Annotated in this window: 14 protein-coding genes; 4 read left to right on the top strand and 10 right to left on the bottom strand. The window is 67.8% G+C overall.

Annotation, left to right across the window (positions count from 1 at the left end; all coding sequences use genetic code 11):
• Positions 1-17: 17 nt before the first annotated feature.
• The 3 genes from BLU27_RS18715 to BLU27_RS18705 form a co-directional block, all read right to left on the bottom strand.
• Positions 18-995, bottom strand: a complete 978-nt coding sequence (locus BLU27_RS18715; protein ID WP_092654963.1) for an aldo/keto reductase — start codon at positions 993-995, stop codon at positions 18-20.
• A gap of 5 nt (positions 996-1,000) precedes the next feature.
• A complete protein-coding gene (locus BLU27_RS18710; protein WP_092654962.1) occupies positions 1,001-1,921 on the bottom strand; it encodes an aldo/keto reductase in 921 nt (306 codons plus the stop codon).
• A gap of 215 nt (positions 1,922-2,136) precedes the next feature.
• Positions 2,137-3,027, bottom strand: a complete 891-nt coding sequence (locus tag BLU27_RS18705; RefSeq protein ID WP_241827510.1) for an NAD-dependent epimerase/dehydratase family protein — start codon at positions 3,025-3,027, stop codon at positions 2,137-2,139.
• Between the two features lie 140 nt (positions 3,028-3,167).
• On the opposite strand from BLU27_RS18705, the gene BLU27_RS18700 reads away from it, so the two are divergent.
• Complete coding sequence (locus BLU27_RS18700; protein WP_092654960.1) at positions 3,168-3,677, top strand: hypothetical protein; 510 nt, start codon at positions 3,168-3,170, stop codon at positions 3,675-3,677.
• Positions 3,678-3,752: 75 nt separating this feature from the next.
• Here the strand turns inward: BLU27_RS18700 and BLU27_RS18695 are convergent, their stop codons facing one another.
• From BLU27_RS18695 to BLU27_RS18675, 5 genes are read right to left on the bottom strand one after another with little or no spacing between them, the layout of a single operon-like run.
• Positions 3,753-5,897 carry an alpha-amylase family protein gene (locus BLU27_RS18695; RefSeq protein ID WP_092654959.1) on the bottom strand — a complete coding sequence of 715 codons (2,145 nt, stop codon included), beginning with the start codon at positions 5,895-5,897 and terminating at the stop codon, positions 3,753-3,755.
• On the bottom strand, positions 5,897-7,348 hold the full coding sequence (locus BLU27_RS18690) for a glycoside hydrolase family protein (RefSeq protein ID WP_092654958.1): 1,452 nt from the start codon (positions 7,346-7,348) through the stop codon (positions 5,897-5,899). Before BLU27_RS18690 ends, BLU27_RS18695 begins: the two co-directional genes overlap by 1 nt.
• A gap of 22 nt (positions 7,349-7,370) precedes the next feature.
• Entirely contained in the window at positions 7,371-8,192 is an 822-nt protein-coding gene (locus BLU27_RS18685) for a carbohydrate ABC transporter permease (RefSeq protein WP_092654957.1), read from the bottom strand.
• A complete protein-coding gene (locus BLU27_RS18680) occupies positions 8,189-9,130 on the bottom strand; it encodes a carbohydrate ABC transporter permease (protein WP_092657868.1) in 942 nt (313 codons plus the stop codon). Before BLU27_RS18680 ends, BLU27_RS18685 begins: the two co-directional genes overlap by 4 nt.
• A gap of 56 nt (positions 9,131-9,186) precedes the next feature.
• Complete coding sequence (locus BLU27_RS18675) at positions 9,187-10,479, bottom strand: ABC transporter substrate-binding protein (protein WP_092654956.1); 1,293 nt, start codon at positions 10,477-10,479, stop codon at positions 9,187-9,189.
• Between the two features lie 272 nt (positions 10,480-10,751).
• On the opposite strand from BLU27_RS18675, the gene BLU27_RS18670 reads away from it, so the two are divergent.
• Positions 10,752-11,813, top strand: a complete 1,062-nt coding sequence (locus BLU27_RS18670) for a LacI family DNA-binding transcriptional regulator (RefSeq protein WP_172804990.1) — start codon at positions 10,752-10,754, stop codon at positions 11,811-11,813.
• 206 nt (positions 11,814-12,019) lie between these two features.
• Entirely contained in the window at positions 12,020-12,955 is a 936-nt protein-coding gene (locus BLU27_RS18665) for a hypothetical protein (RefSeq protein WP_092654954.1), read from the top strand.
• A 25-nt stretch (positions 12,956-12,980) separates the two neighbouring features.
• Here BLU27_RS18665 and BLU27_RS18660 read toward each other — a convergent pair whose 3' ends face one another.
• Positions 12,981-13,907 carry an aminoglycoside phosphotransferase family protein gene (locus BLU27_RS18660; protein WP_092654953.1) on the bottom strand — a complete coding sequence of 309 codons (927 nt, stop codon included), beginning with the start codon at positions 13,905-13,907 and terminating at the stop codon, positions 12,981-12,983.
• A 126-nt stretch (positions 13,908-14,033) separates the two neighbouring features.
• Here BLU27_RS18660 and BLU27_RS18655 point away from each other — a divergent pair, with 126 nt between their 5' ends.
• Entirely contained in the window at positions 14,034-15,104 is a 1,071-nt protein-coding gene (locus BLU27_RS18655; RefSeq protein ID WP_157728660.1) for an aminoglycoside phosphotransferase/kinase family protein, read from the top strand.
• A gap of 44 nt (positions 15,105-15,148) precedes the next feature.
• Here BLU27_RS18655 and BLU27_RS18650 read toward each other — a convergent pair whose 3' ends face one another.
• Complete coding sequence (locus BLU27_RS18650) at positions 15,149-15,925, bottom strand: ElyC/SanA/YdcF family protein (RefSeq protein ID WP_092654951.1); 777 nt, start codon at positions 15,923-15,925, stop codon at positions 15,149-15,151.
• Between the last annotated feature and the right edge of the window lie 6 nt (positions 15,926-15,931).

Raw genomic sequence — 15,931 nt, 5'->3', positions numbered from 1 at the left:
AGGCTCTTCGCCTGGGCCTATCGCCCGAGCGCGGACTCCACCGCGGCCATCTCCTCAGCTGACAAGGGACCGTGCCGCAGCGCACCGGCGTTCTCGCGGGCCTGCGCGACCGTACGGCAGCCGGGGATCGGCACGAAGACAGGACTACGGGCCAGCAGCCAGCACAACGCGCCCTGGGCGAGGGTGCGCCCGTTGGACGTGAGAACCTCGCGGACCCGGTCGACCGCAGCGAGCGTGTCAGCCTGGTTTCCCCTGAAGTCCCAGCCGTGGCGTACGTCGTCGGCGGCGAACCTCGTGTCGGCGCTCATCTTCCCCGACAGAACACCCATCCCGAGCGGGCCACGAACGATGCCGGCGAGGCCGTTGGCCTCGCAGACCGCAAGCGTCTCGGCGTTGCCGCCGAGCACGTTGAACGCCTGCTGGATCGCCGCGCAGTGCGGGCTGGCGGCGAACATCGCGGCGCGTTCGGGATCGTCGGTGCTCCAGCCGAACGAACGGATCTTGCCCTCGTCGACCAGGTCCTCGAGGACTGCCAGCACGTCCTCGGCGGCGGCCGGGTCACAGCCTCCGAGGTGGAACTGCAGCAGGTCGATGACGTCGGTCTCGAGGCGGCGCAGGCTCGCCTCACACGCCTTACGGACGTAGGCGGGCGAGTCGTCGGTGCCCGGTGACTCCCGCCGCTCCTCGTCGTAGGTGAACCCGAACTTCGTGGCCACCACCACGCCGTCCCGTCGCCCACGCAACGCCCGTGCCAGTACCCGCTCGCTGTGCCCACAGCCGTACACGTCGGCGGTGTCGAAGAAGGTCACGCCCTCGTCGAGGGCGGCATGAATCGCGGCGACCGACTCCTCGTCGTCGACCTCGCCCCAGCCGATCGGCTCTCCGTTACGGCTGTGCGGGCCACCGATCGCCCAGCAGCCGAATCCGATCGCGCTCACCTCGAGGCCGGACCGTCCAAGCGGCCGGCGCTGGGTGGAGCCTGCCTTCTCGGCCATGGTCGTCAGCCCTTCTCCGGGGACTCGCCCGCCTCGTCGAGACGTCGCTTGGCCTCTTCGTACACGTCGTCGGCGAGCGGACCGGCCTGGGCAGCCCTGACGTTCTCCGCCAGGTGCGCAGGGTTCAGCGTGCCGACGATGATCGTGTCGACGCCGGGGTGGCTGAGGGTGAACCGCAGTTGCCACTGCGTACGGCTCTCGCCCTCGTCGAGGAGTTCGTCCAGCTTCGCCCGTTCCCACGTCGCCCAGCGGTCGGCCGCACCGAGCCCGGCGCCGGGCTCCCCCCGCGCCACTCCGCCGCGGATGATCGTGCCGGCCCCTGCCGCGTGCGCCTTCGTGATGAGGTCCTCGTGGCGTCGTTCGAGTGCGGAGTACGGAATCTGGAAGGCGTCGAAGACGCCCCAGTCGATGTACGTACCGAGGTCGGGCGAGGTGGACGAGGCGCCGATGAACCTCGCCTTGCCCGAGGCCTGGATCTCGCGCAGGGTGTCGACGAGCCGGTGTTCCTCGGCGAGCGCCACCGACGGATTGTGCAACTGCAGCAGGTCGACCTGGTCCGTGCCGAGCTTGTACAGGCTGTCGTCGATGTTGCCCAGCAGGTGCTTTCGGTCCCACTGATGCGGGGTCTCGTCGTGGTCGCCGGCCGGGATCATCGAACAACCGCACTTCGTCGCGAGGACGTACTCCTTCCGGCGCTCGGAGATGAAACGGCCGATGTAGGCCTCACTCTTCCCGTAGTCATTGGCGGTGTCGACGAAGGTGATCCCGGCGTCCAGGACTGCCCCGAGAATGTCCCGCGCCTGTTCGTCGCGGACCGGCCGGCCACCCCAGATCCGTTCGCCACGTACTTCCATGGCGCCGAATCCCAGCCTGGTGACCTCCAGGCCCGTGGAGCCCAGCTTTCGAGTGGCAAGCGTGCCGGCCATGCTTCTCCCTCGCCCGCTGTCGTCAGTCGTTGCCAGTGCGTCGTCGCACGACCGGCCGGTGTAGAGCGCGGCCGGTCATCAGCCTGGCGGGGGCAACCGGCGGGTGTCCAATAGCCAGCCATGCTCGACCCGAGCGGCAGCACTGCTGAATACCGCTGAACACCGCTGACCACTGCTGGACACCGCCGAATGCGCTCCGTGCTGCGGTACGTCGTTCACTCGGGGGTCTGTCCGGGCGCCCACAACGACGTCACGTCCTCTCCGCGGGCGTCGCGCCGCCGAAGATCTGCCAGGAAGTCGACGATTCCGTACCTCGGGCGCCAGCCGAGCACCCGGTCGGCCTCGGTGAGGTCGTGCTGCTCCACCTGCGTGGGCAACTCGATCCCGTACCGATCGAGCAACTCCGCAGAGCCGGGCACCTGCTCGTCGCACCAAGCCCTGCCCTGGTCGGCGAAATGCCCGGCGACCGAAGCCGGCATGCCGTGGTCGGTGTGCACGATCGAGCGAAAGACATCCACCTTGTGCTCCATGACGCCGTGCAGAGCCGCGACCGTGGCCGACGCCACGTCGCGCCGGTCCACACCGTTGCGCAACAGCATGGCGCCCCAGGCGAGGTACGGCTTGGGAACGAAGTCGTGGTAGCGGAGCAGCGCGACGGAGGCGCCCGTGGTCTCGTGGTGCATGCGCCACAGATCCTCGCCGACCACCTTCGTCACGCCGTAGACGCCGCCCCACCCATAAGCCATCGAGGATGCGAAGACCACCGACGAAACGCCATGAGCGCGGCAGGCCTGAACGACGTTGAACGTGCCGTCCACATTGACAGCGAAGATGGTTTCGTCACTGACCGGCGGCTCGTGGGCACAGTGCCACGCCGCCAGGTGGACCACCGCGTCACATCCGCGAACGGCCCGGTCCACGTCGGCCGGCGTCCGGGTGTCACAACGAACGAACTCCCCGTCACCAAGATCGTGATCATTCGGCGGCGCGACGTCGGCCAGCCGTACGTCGAAGCCGGCCTCCCGGGCAAGCCGGGCGATCGCGCTGCCTGCATTGCCGGAAGCGCCCGTGATCAACACCCGGCGTCCTTGCTGTGCACTGGTCATGCGCGAACCCTCTCAGTGGAGCCGAGCCGGAGAGGTCGGGGTCTCACGATCGGAGCAGGTTTTCTCGATTGCCTGAACCGTCGTCTCACGTGGCCCGTGATACCGGCACATCACCGCCGTACCGAGGAACGGAGACAACGATGAAACGACGCCTGGCCCTCCTGGTCGCGAGCTTGCTCGCGGTGTTGCTGGCCCTTCCCGTGGCGGCCGCGAGCGCGGGTGAAGGCAGGAAGATCCTGTCCTTCGACGAGTTGGCTCCGGTCACCGAGCCGTACACCGGGGCGGGCAACGCGATCCGATCCGTACCCGGGGGCGGCCTGCCATGGGAGATCGAATCCGCCCATGGTGAGCTGCGAGGCGACGGCAGGCTGCAGATCACCGTCGAGGGGCTGGTACTCGCCCGGCGCGCGCCCGTACCTGTCGAACGGCAGGGCACGAATCCGGTTCCGGCCCTCAAGGCCGTGGTCAGCTGCCTGTCCACCAGCGCGGGAACCGCCGCCACGGTGAACGTGGCGACCGCCACCGCACCGGCCACACCGGACGGCGACATCGTGATCAGGGACAAGGTCAGGCTCCCCTCCCCTTGCCTCGCACCAATCGTCTTCGTCACCTCACCCGACGGCGCCTGGTTCGCCGCCACGGGCCAGTAGGCGCGACCGCGTTGCCCGGACGGCGCACCGGCGTCGGCGTCGTCGTTCGGGTGGCGCCGGCTCGCCAGTAGCCGGCTAGCTCAGGACCACAACCTCGTGGTCGACCACTCGCTCGGCTCGGAACCTCACCCATCCGCCGTCATGACCGAGTTCGGCATCGCCTCCGGCGACGAGGAACTCCGCCCGGACGGGCGACACACCCGCAGGGGGCCGTACGCGAACCTCGAACGGACCTGACGGGGTGAGCTCCTGCAGCCGGCCGCGCCAGGCGCCACCCTGGTCCAGGTTGACCAGATGGAGCACGAGCGACGTGCCCTTGCGGTAGAGATGGCAGTCCACGACGCCCGCCCCCTCGACCGCGAGGGGCACGACGTCGCGGGCTGCCCAGCGCACGACGTTGGCGAGCAGCCTCCCGTGGTCGGGGTGGTGGTACCTCGCGTAGCAGCGGTCGACGTCGGCCGCGAGGTAAGCCGCCCGGCTGCCGTTCGCCCCTACGCGGGTCACGACCGCAGGAAGGTCCGTACGCGGCGAGGCCATCCAGGACTTCTCCGGCGGGTAGATCGGAAACGGCGGCACCCATGTCAGGGCGACGTTGACATCGGGTTCTGGCCGCACGACCTCCAGGCGACCACCGAACGGCAGCAACTCGGTCTGCTCGAAGCCTCTTGCGAGGTCCGCGGCCGGCGACGTCCCGGCATAGAGCCGCAGGTAGGTGTGGGTACCGTACGTCTCCCAGCTCGCCGGCGAAATGCCGGAGGTGCCGTGGTGGGTCCAGGTCGGGTGGACACCGAGCAGGTCTGCCAAGCCGAGATCCGGGCGCCGCTCTCCCCATTCGTCGTAGGCGCTGGACTCCCCGCTGACCACCAGTCCCCCACCCGCCTCGGCGTACGCTCGGATGCCGTCGCACTGCGCCTCGGTGAGCGCACCGACGTTCGGCACGACCAGCACCGCAAGATCGGCGCCGTCCCTGGCTATGTGATCGGCATGCACGGGCAGGTACGGAATCCGGTCGCGGATCAGCGCGTCGGTGAACCCGCGGTAGGGCAGCATGCTGCGGCTCTCCGCATCATCGCGGCCGTGGAAGTCGATGCTCCGCTGACTCCACACGACGCCCACCGTGGCGATCGGGGTCCGGTCGACCAGCACATCCTGATGTCGTTCGTGCCAGCCGAACAACCGCGGTGCCGTGGCGTACTGCCGGCGGTCCTCGTGCACTGAGCCGATGTGGTGCCACCAGGGCTGGATGCCCGCGGCGAACCCCTCCACCGCCCACATCCGGGCCTCAGGCTCAGGCTTGCTGCCCAGGCGGAAGGTCGGCGTGCCCGCGTCGTACATCGCCGTGCTCTCCGGAACCAGCGCGTCCCACCCCAGCAGACCGTGCAGCACCTTTCCGCTGTCACCGTTGGCCTGGAAGCCGGATCGCTCCTGCCTGTACTGGGAGTCCAGCATGATGATCGGCGTTCGTTCGCAGATCGCCTTGTGGTCCCGGAACCTCCGGCTCTGGGAGACGAGGTCGCCGCCGTTCATGCCGATCCACAGGCAGTCCGCGCCGCCTGCCCCGGTGGTCACCTGGTTGTTGAGGTCCCACACGGCGAGTCGCTGCTGGTAGCTCCACTCGATCCAACGACGGTAGGCGTCATCGGCCCAGTCGACCGAGGGGGGCAGGGAGAGGTTGACATCCGCCCTGAAGGCGCGCCGACAGTTCTCGCAGTAGCAGATGTGGTCTCGGTCAAGGCCGCTCCAGCTGTTGTCGGTGATTCCGTCCGGTGCACTACGAGCAATGATCTCCTCGAGGACCGACGGCAGGTACGAGCGGTAGTACGGTCCGTTGACGCACGCCACATAGAGGTCGCCGGCCCGATATGGCCGACCTTCGGCGTCGAGGGCGAACCAGTCCGGATGCTCCAGGTAGAAGTCCTCGGCGGCTCGGTTGGAGTCCATGCGGGCCAGGACGACGAGCCCCTCCTCACGCGCGGCCCGTACGACCTCACCGTAGAGGTCATGGTTCCCGAGGAAGGCCGCACGGTGCTGCAGCCTCAGGGCACTCGGGTAGTAGGCGACGATGCCTCCGGCGTTGACGATCACGCCCTGCACACGCGTCCGGCGCCAGTACTCCCGCCACCACTCAGCGTCGTATCGCACCGGATCCTTCTCGGTGAGGTTCGTCTGCCCCCATCGCAGAGTGCGGCGGTACCACGGATCCTTTCGGGGCGACGTCATCACTTCTCCAGCGCGCGCACCGCGTCGCCTGCGCCGGACAGGTTGTCCAGGCGCATCTCGGAGTACTTCCTGGACAGGACCACACCCTGCGCTCCACCGTCGAACGCGGCGAGCACCGCGTCGCGCACCGACTCCCGCGTGCACTGCGTCAGGTCGCCCTGCGTCGTGTCCCAGTTCGCCTTGCCGACATGGGTGGACGGCTCGGGGTTCTCCCTGGGAAGGCCGACCGGGATGTCGATGTCGATGCCCGGGTAGATCGCGGCCTGTCCGCCCACCCCCTGGACCGCGCGGGCCGTCTCCCTGCGCACGTAGTCGGCCGAGAAACCGGTCTGCGGCAGCTTCTCGTACGCCCCCTCGTCCAGCTGGAGAAGCTTGAGCACCAACGGGTAGACGTCCTCGGGCTCCGCGTCGGCGAACAGGCCCGCGCAGATGTTCTGCACCCACGTGTAGAAGCGGGGGCCCGCGCAGTTGTTGTAGATCACCACCTTGATGAAGTCGGAGAACCTCGCCATCTCCGCGTAGTTCTGGTCAGCGCGGTAGAAGGGACTGAACGAGATGTTGTGGTAGACGTGCCAGCCGACCTCGATGTCACGCGCACCGGCCTTCGCGACACCGTAGATGTCGCGGTAGAGCTGCCGTTGACTCTCGGTCCACAGCGTCTGCCAGGAGAGAACCTCCGGATAGGTGAGGAGGATCCGCCAGAACGTCACGAACGCGCCGTCCGCGGGTCGCTCACCCGCACCGACCTTCGCGTTCCAGTCCACCAGTGCGCGGTAACCTTCCTGCGCCCGAGCGACGTCGATGCCCCGATCGCGGGCGATCCGCTTGCAGTGCGGACAGAAGCAGCCGATGTCTGCGACCTGGGCGGGCCCCTGCATGAGGAGGTTCAGCGGACCGGGCCGTTCCGAACACCAGGCCAGCCCGTCGAGCTCGTAGCTGTGCACGTAGTCCTCGACGAAACCCAGGTGCCAGTTGCGGTAGTCGGGATTGTTGAAGCACGGCCGCAGACCCGGTCGCGACCACGCGTCCACCTCGAGAATCTTGGCGAAGTTCGGATAGGTGCGCAACTCCCTGGCCGAGCCACTCTCCTCCATCCACGCGTACGACTTCATCCCGCGTTCACGAGCTCGTGGGACGACAGTTGCCAACAGGTCGAGGTCGGGGTGCTCGGGTGCCCGACCGGTCGCACCGAGAACGGTGTTGCCGTAGTACTGCGGATGGGGTGTGGCGTAGTTGCCACCACGCCAGCCAAGGTCGTACGTCTGCACGCCGTGGTCGGGCAGCGGGTAACCGGGCACCTGGCGGCCGCCCGTACCACGCGTCCACGTCGGCGTGGCGAGGAACAGCGCGTTGACCCCGCCGCGTTCGGCCAGCACGTCGAGCGTGGCGTCGACACCCTCGTCGACGAACGACACCGCTCCGATCTGGATTGCCACCACAGGATCGTTCACCGAACAACTCCTTCTTTGTTGGCTACTTCAGCCCGGTCATCGTGATGCCCTGGATGAAGTACCGCTGGGCCAGCAGGAACACGGCGATCACTGGTACGACCGAGACCGTCGCGCCGGCCATCAGGAGGCTGAGCTGGCTGAAGTACTCCCCCTGGAACTGCGCCAGGGCGACGGGCAGGGTCTGGAGGTTCTCGGAGTTCAGGTAGATCAGCGGGCCGAACAGGTCGTTCCAGGACTCCAGGAACGTGAACACCGCGATGGCCGCGAGCACCGGCTTGGTCTGCGGCAGCATGATCCGCCAGTAGATGCCGAACGTCGACGCACCGTCGATCTTCGCGGCATCCTCCAGTTCGTTGGGAACGGTCTTGAAGGCCTGCCGCATCAGGAACGTCGCGAACACCGGCGTGAGCACCCGCGGCACCCACAGCGGGTAGTGCGTGTCGATCCAGCCGATCTGCCGGAACACGATGTACTGCGGGATCAGGTACGCGATACCCGGGATGATCGAGGTCGCCAGCAGAACCATGAACGCAATGTCCCGACCGGCGAACTGCAGCCGTGCGAACGCATACCCGGCCATCGACGACACCACCAGGATTCCGATCACGTTGTACGCCGCGAGTTTGACGCTGTTGAACACGAAGGTGGGGATGCGATCGAAGACGTCTGCGTAGTTGCTCCACAGCGGGTGGTTCGGGAAGAAGTCGGGTGGGATCGTCAGCACCTGCGCCTCGGGCTTGAGGGAGCTGCTGAGCATCCACACCAGCGGCAACAGGAAGGCCACTGCGAGCACCACCAGGACCACGTACGTGAGTGCCTTTGCGCCGAGTCTCGCGATACTCATGCGTAGAACACCCACCTGCTCTGTAGCTTCCACTGCGCGTAGGTCACGCTCGCGATCACGGCGAAGAGGATCCACGCCAGAGCGCAGGCGTAACCCATCTTCCCGTAGGCGAAGGCGTTCTCGTACAGGTTGTAGATGTAGACGCTCGTGGAGTGCCCTGGCCCGCCTTTGGTCATGACGTAGATCAGGCCGAAGACCTGGAACGAGCTGATGAACTGCGTGATCAGCAGGAAGAGGAAGTGCGGGGTCAGCAGCGGGAGGGTGACGTATCTGATCCGGGCCAGCGGGCCGGCCCCGTCGATCTTCGCCGACTCGTACAGCATCTCCGGGATCCCCTGCAGACCGGCCAGCAGGATGATCATCGGGTAGCCGACTCCCTGCCAGACACTGACCACGATCACCGCGGGCATCGCCCAGGTCGAACTCGACAGCCACTCCGGGCCGTGGATGCCGACCTGCTGAAGCAGTCCGTTGACCACCCCGTCGCTGGGGTGGAAGAACCAGAACCACACGAAGCCGATCGCGACGACGTTCGTCACGTACGGAGCGAAGAAGGCCGTGCGAAAGAAGGAGACTCCGCGGACACGCTGGGCGCAGAGCACCGCAAGGAAGAAACCGATGCCCACGGTCAGCGGGATGCTTGCCAGGGTGAAGTACGTCGTGTTCCAGAGCGTGTTGTAGAACAACGGATCGTCGGTGAAGATGTCGGTGAAGTTCGACAACCCCACGAACTCCGGTGGCGAGATCCCGTCCCATTTCGTCAGCGACGCCGCCATCGACACGAAGATCGGGAAGAACTGGAACGCCACCACCCCGACGACGATGGGGCTGATGAAGAGCCAGCCCGTGAGATTGCGCCGTCGCCGTGCCGCCCGGGCCACGTCCCCACCCACGCCGGGCGTTCGGCGTGCCGCGCCGGTCGACACCAGTGACTGCATCCTGGTCTGCACCTGAACCCCTAGCTAGGTCCTCCGTGGCAGTTCCTGCGAACGCTCTACCCCTGCAGGGCTTTCTCCACCTGTGGCTTCACTCCGTTCAGCACGTCCTGGACCGACTTCTCGCAGTTGTACGCGTCGTCCAGGGCGGGTCGGTACAGGTCGCGTGCGCCCAACGTGTTCTTCGTCTGGTTCGGCGCAGTGAGATGCTTGGCGGCCTCGCCGAACAGGCTGAGGTGCTCGGGAGCCTTGCCGCCGGCTCCGAGCTGGGCGGCGGCGGCGTTGTTGATCGGGGTGAACTGACCGCCCTCGATCAGGATCCTGCCGCCCTCCTCGCTGGCGAGGAACTTGAGCAACTCCCACGCCTTGTCGGGATTCTTCGCGGCCTTCGGGATCGTGAACACGATGACGCTGGACTCCGTCCGCTGCTGCACATCACCAGGTGGCGGTGTCACGTCCCACGTGAAGTCCTTGATGGTGCTGCGGAAATAGGGCACCGCGCCGAAGGTGGCGAAGTACATCGCGACCTTCCCCTGCACGAACAGTTGGTTCCCGATGCCGTCCTGCTGCAGCTGCGACCACGGAGGCTGCACCTTGGCCTTGCAGGTGAGGTCCGTCGCCCACTGCAGGGCCTCGGTCTCGGTGGGACCGGCGAGAGTGAACTTCGTACCGTCGTCGTTGAAGATCCCGGTGTTGCTTCCGTGGTTGATGGTGAAGGTCTGCTCGTATCCGGTGTCGTAGTAGACGAGCGCACCCCACCGCTTGCCCGGCACGGTCAGCTTCTTCGCACGCTCGGCGAAGTCGTCCCACTTCCACCCGTCCATCGTCCAGGTCGTCGGTGGCAGTTCGGCGTTCGCCTCCTTGAAGGCGTCGACGTTGTAGAAGATCAGCCGCGGCTGGTAGCCGAGCACCCATGCCGTGTGCTGCCCGTTGGGCTGCCTGGGGAACTCGAACGACTCCTTGGCGTACGCGCTCGTGTCGAGCTTGTCTTTCCGGATGTACTTGTTGAGGTCGAGCAGGGCACCCCGTTGTGAGAAGCCCCGGACGAAGTCGTCGTTGATCCTCATGATGTCCGGTGGCTGGCCGCCGGCCAGAAGTGTTCGCATCTTCGTGTCGTAGTCAGCCGTCGGCGTGGGTTGCACGACGACCTTCGTGCCGCTCTTCTTCTCCCACGCCCTGATGGCCTTCTCCAATGGTGTGCCCTTCACCGCCTCCCAGTTCAGGAAGGTCACCTCGTCGGAGGAGGACGATGCCTTGTTGCCACCACATCCCGACAGGACGCTGGCACCGGCGAGGCCGAGCGCCCCGCCCACGAACGTGCGGCGGCTCACCGCTGAGGCCGTCTGATTCACCGGAGTCTCCGATCGTTCGACCGTTGCGCGGCAGTCTCCGCGCTCGAAAGGTCCCCCACGGCGGTTCGATTGGCTTCGGCACCTGGCGCCGCCGGTCGGCGGACTTCAGCGCCGGATGGATCGGGCTGTGAATACGTATCTACGCTTGCCCTGCAAGGCGGTCAACCGTTCCACGTGGATCCCGTCCGAACTAGGACGGTGAGGCCGACGGAGTGATTTCCTTGTCCCGATGACCAGCGGCTCGCGGAGGTGCCATGACGGGATTGGAACGAGTGAGCACGAGCAGGGACCTGGCTCGGCTGGCCGGCGTCTCCCAGTCGACCGTGTCCCGCGTGCTCACCAACCATCCGCGGGTCAGCCCCGAGACCCGCGCCCGGGTCCTGAAGGTTCTGGCGGAGACCAACTACACCCCACATGCACTCGCGCGGGCGATGAAGACGGGTCGTACGGACACCATCGGCGTCTTCATGTCCCGGGTGACCAGCCCCTTCCACGCCACTCTCCTCGACGTGATCGCCCGCCGCCTGCGCAGTCTGGGCCTCCACATGACCCTCTGGGACGTCGAGCACGACGACATCGAGGCGTCCAGCCGGTTCATCCAGCAGCGGCTCGTCGACGGCCTGGTCCTCACATGCGCCACCTTCGACTCCCCGTTGCACTCTGTCGCTGTCGCCTCCGGACTACCCACGGTTCTCCTGCACCGCGGCATCGATGACCTCGCCTGTGACCAGGTGATCGGCGACAACTGGCAGGGCGCCTTCGACGTGGGCAGATACCTCGTCGACGCCGGCCACACGGCCATCGGCCTGGTGACCTCTCCTCTGGTGGTGTCGACGGCCAGAGACCGGGAGACGGGGTTCCGGGCCGCGCTGGCAGAGGCCGGGCTCACGGTCAGCCGACGCAACACCGTCGTCGGCGGCTTCTCCCACGCCGACGGTCATCGCGCCGCGCACCGGCTGCTCGGGCGGAGGAAGCCGCCGTCGGCAATCTTCGCCATCACCGACGTCCTCGCCTTCGGACTGCTCGACGGCGCACGATCCCTCGGAGTCGACGTGCCCGGCGACCTGTGGGTGGTGGGCTACGACAACACCGACATGGCGTCCTGGGAGGCGTTCGACCTGACCACGGTGAACCAACCCGTCCAGGCCATCGTCGAGACGGGACTCGACCTGCTCCGTCGTCGTATCACCGAGCCGGCGGTCTCCCCCACCGTCGTCAGGTTGCCGTGTGAGATCGTGCCCAGAGGGTCGACGGCGAGCACGCCTGTCCACGTGGCTCCCACCTACGCCACCAAGTCCGGGGCGCCGGCCTTCGGCCAGGAGACGCCCGCGTGATCGCATCGGTCCGTGGGAGGGGCGGCGCGGTCGACGGGACGTCCCGCCTGCACCTGGCGCCGAAGATGGCCGGTCTTGGCAGGGCAGTCGCGGACACGAGGCACGCACCGATCGCTCCGCCGAAGTAGCCTGCGGCCGCTGGAAGTGATGGTGCGCGACGCAGCGGAACAACGCGCGAAGGTCGCGCCAGGTCGAGGAGGCGGCGTATGCGTCCACCCGAGTCGAATCCAGGGCCGAACCCGAGAAGGTTTCCCCGGCGTACCGTCCTCACCGCCGGTGGGCTGATCCTGGCGTCGGGCGCCGGTACGCTCGCCGCCGCCGGCCCCGCCACCGCCCGCCAGATGACGCCCCGGCCCTCCGGTCCACCCGACGCCGACGAGGCGCTGGTCTGGCGCGCCCGGGGCCCACTCGCCGGCTACGGCATCGACCCCGAGTGCAATCCCGGCGGCACGACCGACCTGCCGTGCGGCACCGAGGACGTCGCCATCACCTCCACTGCGGACTACAGCGAGGTCACCGCGAACCCGCGCGGCATCACGACCTTCGTCAACGCGATCGGCCGGATCAAGTTCGGCGACAGGACGCCCGACCACCGCCCGATCAGCCTGGCGACGTACCACTACTCCTACTCGATCCGGCTACCGCTCGTGCCCTCTCCCAGCTCCGCGCCGCACCTGCCGGAGCAGACGCATCAGATGATCCAGTTCTGGGACGGCTCCAACCGACTCTGGAACGCCGACAAGCACACCCTGGAAGCCGCGACGTTCTGGAAGCTCAACCCATGGGACCCCAACTTCGGCAAGATCTTCGCCTACACGATGGTCGACGGGCATCTCGCCGCCCATGACACCGGCGTCGTCCTCCCCCCGGACACCGACTGGCACCGCTTCGAGGTGGTCGCCGACCTCGCCCGGCAGACCTACGTCGGCCTTGCCGTCGACGGCCGCCGGCTTGCGCTGACCGACCTTCCCCTCGCCTCGATCCACCACCCCGACTGGGGTACCGACCTCACGCTGGTCCTCACCGCCGAGTCCGAGAACGCCTGGCCGGGCACCAATCCGATCGTCACGCAGTGGACGACGCAGTACAAGGATCCGCAGCTCTCCAGGCTGCGGCGCCCCTCACGAACGTGGAGCACCTGACACAGAACAGGAGGCCAGCGGCGGGTCAGCCGAGCAGCTCTGCGGTCTCGAGGTAGGGCCGAGCCATCTCGTCGGCGCCGAAGCTGAGCGCGTACAGCCCGGTCGACACCCGCTGGAGGAATCCCCACTCCCAGATGGCCTTCTCGTCGAACCCTGTGTGGCCCGCCAGCAGCGCGCAGTAGTGGTGAGCCAGGGCGGGTGCGTCTCCGGCGAGAAGTTGCGAGCACCAGTCGCGCAGGACGACGCCGAGGTCGTACGTCGGGTCCGCGAGGAAGCCGTCGGGGTCCACGAAGACGAAGCCGGACTCCGCACCCGGCCTCGGTGTCAGCACCCGCAGGGTGTTGGCGGGATGCGGATCGCCGTGCGCCACGACACAGCGGTCGAGGTCGAAGGCGGCCGCCCGCCGCTCGGCGTAGGTCAGTGCCCTCTTCACCACCCGCTCCGAGCACGGGTGGCCGAGCCGTTCCCACAGGGTGCCGACGAGTTCGATCAGTCCCAGAGCAGGGTCGACGCTCGGCCCCGTGGGCCGCGGGACCAGCCAGGCCTGGCGGAGGGTCGCGCACAGTGTCGCGATCTTGTCCTCGGGAGAGGCATCGACCTCTTCCAGCGGCCGGCCCAGCGCCTCCATCAGCAGCGCGTGCCGGTCGACGTCGTGGGTGAGCACCCGGACGTACCCGTGTCCGTCCGCGTCGACGAGAGCGCGCACCTGGCCGCCGAAGTCGAGTTGGGGAACCGCGATCTTGAGAACGGCGTCCTGGCCGTCCGCCGTACGCACCCGTGCGACGTAGGACGCGGTGCCGCCGGAAACCGGCGGCCCGACCGTGATCGACCACTCGCGGGCGAGGTCGTCGACGAGGTCGGGGAGGCCCGCGAGCCACGCCTCCCCCTCTGGTCCGAGGGCCGCGGCCTTGCGGCGCACCACGTCCTGCAGCTGAATCACCCGGTCGGTCACGGCGCCGATGCTCCCACACCGATCACACCGACAACACTGACAGCACCGGCCACACCGGGCCGTGGAGCGGGCTGGTCGGCAGCGGCACACCATGCGGCCTGACGAACAGGGTGGGATGCTCTGGACGTGACAAGTCCCGGTTGCGCATCCGACCCCGGCCTCGACGACGTGTCGGATCGGACCACCGAAACCGAACGCGCCGTTCACGGAACGGAGTCGGTGGCCGAGTTGCGGGCGTTTCTGAGCGCGTACGCCTCGGAACAGCTTGGCAGCCCCATCCGGAAGGTGCGGTTCCGCGCTGGGCGCATCGACGCCGTGTGGGGAGTCGAACTGGACGACGGGCGGGCCGTGGTGATCAAGGGTCACCGTGCTCCGACCGGAGCCGACGGCATCGACAGTACCGACGGCATCCCGGCCGTCGACGCCATCGCCGCCGCGAGGGATGCGCAGCTGGTACTCTCCGCAGCCGGGTTTCCGTGTCCCGAGCCCCTGTCGGGCCCGGACGACCGCAACGGGCGGGTCCTCACCGCGGAGACGCTCATCGCCGGCACGGTCCCGGACGGGCGCGACCCCGCCGTCCGCCGACTGCTGGCCGCGGGGCTGGCCCGGCACATCGACCTGCTGCGGGCCCGGCCCGACCTTCTGCGGAGGGCGGGCGCAGGACCGTCGTGGTGCCGCTATCAGGCCGGGCCGTGGCCCGTACCCCACGATTCGATCGTGAACTTCGACGTCACCCCTGCCGGCTACGACTGGCTTGACGGGTACGCAGGGCGTGCGTCCGGCCAGATCCTCACCGGTCGCGCCGGCGCGGAGGTGGTCGTCGGTCACGCCGACTGGTACGCCGGAAACACCGCCGTCCAGGAGGGCGTGCTCGTCGGCACCTTCGACTGGGAACTCGTGGCCGACACCGAGGCCGTCATCGCGGGCTTCGCCGCAGCCTGTTACGCCGCGAGTTCCACCAGCGGGGGCGGCCTCTCCTCACCTGCCGAAGCAGCATTGTTTCTGCAGGACTACGAGGCTGCTCGCGGCGCCGGCCTCAACGCCCGCGAACGACGTACGGCATCCGCGGCGACCGCCTGGATCGTCGCCTTCAACGCCCGCTGGGAAGTCGCCATGCCGAACGGCACGAGCGAGGAGGGCCCGAACCTCTCGCTGGCACGAGAGCACGGCCAGGACTACCTCGACCTGGCCTGGTAGCCGACCGGGCCGGCCGCGCACTCACCACTGCGCCGCGGCAACTGTCAGCTTTCCCACCGGCGATCGGCTTGCCGAACGCTGTACTCGGTGGTGCTCTGCAGCAGCGCGAACGCGTACTGAACGTCGTCCGGTATGTCGACGTGGGCAATGTAGTCGCGACCGCCCGGTCCGTACCCGTCGGCGTCATCTCTCAGGCGCGGGATTTCGCCCATCAGGAGCGACACGTAGCGTTCCAGATCCCACATCCCGTCCGGTGCCGAGTCGTACTCCACGGCACCGTCGACTTCTCGCACAATCGTCTGGTGCGAGGCGAAGTTGACCAGCGTCGTGGTCGGCCGAACATGCCGGCGAAAGCCGGCGTCCATGCGCTGCTGCATGGTGGCGTCCTGAACAAGCACGATCCGGTCGTGCCTGATGCCGCGGGCGTCCAGCAGTGCCAGCGCGTTGGTCACGTTGTTGCCGCAGTTGGTGGATTCCTCCTCGAGGGCGTCCACCACGAGCCCGTGCTGTTCCCGTAGGTACCGGTCGAACAGCGCGGCCTCGGTGAGATCGTCGACGTCCGGCCACGACGTGCGATCGTGCAGGCGGCGTCGCAGCGCGTCCGTGCTGTGTCCCTCGCCACCGACGATCAGGTAGAAGGACGCGACCTCCGCCCGAACGGCGTCCGCGAACACGTCCGCGCCGGCGAGGATGCTCCCTCCGAACAGGATCGCGACGTCGGCCCGAGCGCCGACGAGTGCGGGAGTCAGCGCATCCACGTCGCGTCGCGCGCAGAACCGCACCAGAGCGTTGATGCTCTCCGCCGTCGAACCATCTCGCACCGTCCG

Source organism: Actinopolymorpha singaporensis, assembly GCF_900104745.1.
Taxonomy (GTDB): domain Bacteria; phylum Actinomycetota; class Actinomycetes; order Propionibacteriales; family Actinopolymorphaceae; genus Actinopolymorpha; species Actinopolymorpha singaporensis.
The sequence above is the reverse complement of the archived record's forward strand: the minus strand, read 5'-3'. Positions and strand labels throughout refer to the sequence as shown.

Bases quoted from the DNA above. Each gene is read 5' to 3' on its own strand.
- BLU27_RS18715 (WP_092654963.1), bottom strand. From the start codon at position 995: ATGGCCGAGAAGGCAGGCTCCACCCAGCGCCGGCCGCTTGGACGGTCC.
- BLU27_RS18710 (WP_092654962.1), bottom strand. From the start codon at position 1,921: ATGGCCGGCACGCTTGCCACTCGAAAGCTGGGCTCCACGGGCCTGGAG.
- BLU27_RS18705 (WP_241827510.1), bottom strand. From the start codon at position 3,027: ATGACCAGTGCACAGCAAGGACGCCGGGTGTTGATCACGGGCGCTTCC.
- BLU27_RS18700 (WP_092654960.1), top strand. From the start codon at position 3,168: ATGAAACGACGCCTGGCCCTCCTGGTCGCGAGCTTGCTCGCGGTGTTG.
- BLU27_RS18695 (WP_092654959.1), bottom strand. From the start codon at position 5,897: ATGACGTCGCCCCGAAAGGATCCGTGGTACCGCCGCACTCTGCGATGG.
- BLU27_RS18685 (WP_092654957.1), bottom strand. From the start codon at position 8,192: ATGAGTATCGCGAGACTCGGCGCAAAGGCACTCACGTACGTGGTCCTG.
- BLU27_RS18680 (WP_092657868.1), bottom strand. From the start codon at position 9,130: ATGCAGTCACTGGTGTCGACCGGCGCGGCACGCCGAACGCCCGGCGTG.
- BLU27_RS18665 (WP_092654954.1), top strand. From the start codon at position 12,020: ATGCGTCCACCCGAGTCGAATCCAGGGCCGAACCCGAGAAGGTTTCCC.